This is a genomic window from Rothia nasimurium (assembly GCF_928381415.1).
GTDB lineage: Bacteria > Actinomycetota > Actinomycetes > Actinomycetales > Micrococcaceae > Rothia > Rothia nasimurium_H.
In genome coordinates, this window is record NZ_CAKMSF010000023.1 from 1 (window position 1) to 1,127 (window position 1,127).

At 58.4% G+C, this 1,127-nt stretch carries 1 protein-coding gene; it reads right to left on the reverse strand.

Annotation, left to right across the window (positions count from 1 at the left end; translation table 11 throughout):
• On the reverse strand, positions 1-1,064 hold a 1,064-nt coding region (locus L7A20_RS11815), incomplete at its 3' end, for a hypothetical protein (protein WP_237223677.1).
• Between the last annotated feature and the right edge of the window lie 63 nt (positions 1,065-1,127).

Sequence of the window (1,127 nt, forward strand, 5' to 3'; positions counted from 1 at the left end):
ACAGGTTCAGGCCCCCGCGGACCAGCAGACCCAGCCACCGGCGCACTCACGCTCTTAGGCATATCACTAACCCAATACCGCTCATTAGCACCATCAACAAGCCGTAGATTCTCCACAGCCCGCTCACTCATAGCCCGCGCCTGCCCCTCAATATCCTCATACACAGGCTCAACCGCATCACCAAAAGCGTTAATGCTGGCACTAGGCCAATCAGGGTGAACCGGAGCAGGCCCAAAGAAGGCCGACACCTGCTCAAACCGTGCCTGCGCCTGACGCTGGGAACGCTCACACGCCTCTACCTGCGTCCGAGCATGCACAACAGCTTCATCAGAGGGAACCTGCCCCCTCACCTGCTCCAGCGCCCGCTCAGCCTCAACTACCGGGGCACTAGAACCCATCAAACGCTTGAAGAAACCGCCCTCAGCACGTTCTTGCACCACCTGCTCATAACGGCTTTCTGCCTGCTGGAGCCGTTGCTGGTGCTCATGCATAGCGCCTGCAAAATCAGTCTGCGCTGCTTCGAGTGTCTGCCGGGCCTGCTCGGTGCTCCCCTGGGCTTCTGTCAGTGCCTGACGCGCCTGAACGAACTGGCTAGCGGTGCCCTCGTTGGCTTCGACGTGGGCAACCCACTCCTTGGTCTTAGAGGTGAACTGGGTTAGCTTCTGAGCTTCGGCCAGCAAAGTACGATTCTTAGTGATGAAGCTGGTGAGCTTGGGGTGCTGAGGCAACTTACCACCTGGTACAGTTTCCACCGTTTCTCCTCGTGAGGTGAAGATTTTGGGTTTTACGATCTTGCCCGGTTCTGCTGGCACTGCGTAGATTTTGCCCTGGTCAGTTACACCGGCAACAAGGTACTTGCGGTTCTTATCCATCAGGCCGTCTCCGGCTTCGAGTTCGCGCACATACGCCCAGGCAGGGTAATCCTCCGGCCTCTTGGTCTCTAAGTCAGTACCAGCCAGCATCTGCCGTAGCCCCTCAGCCACAGCACCCAAACCAACATCAGCCCGCTCACGGCCCAACGCTTCTACAAACTGCTCACGCGCCTCGTCCAAATCCGCAGCCACACAATGCACCACATTCTCAAACCGGCCACGCGTCAAGCCCACATACACACCAGCAGCGTCCGT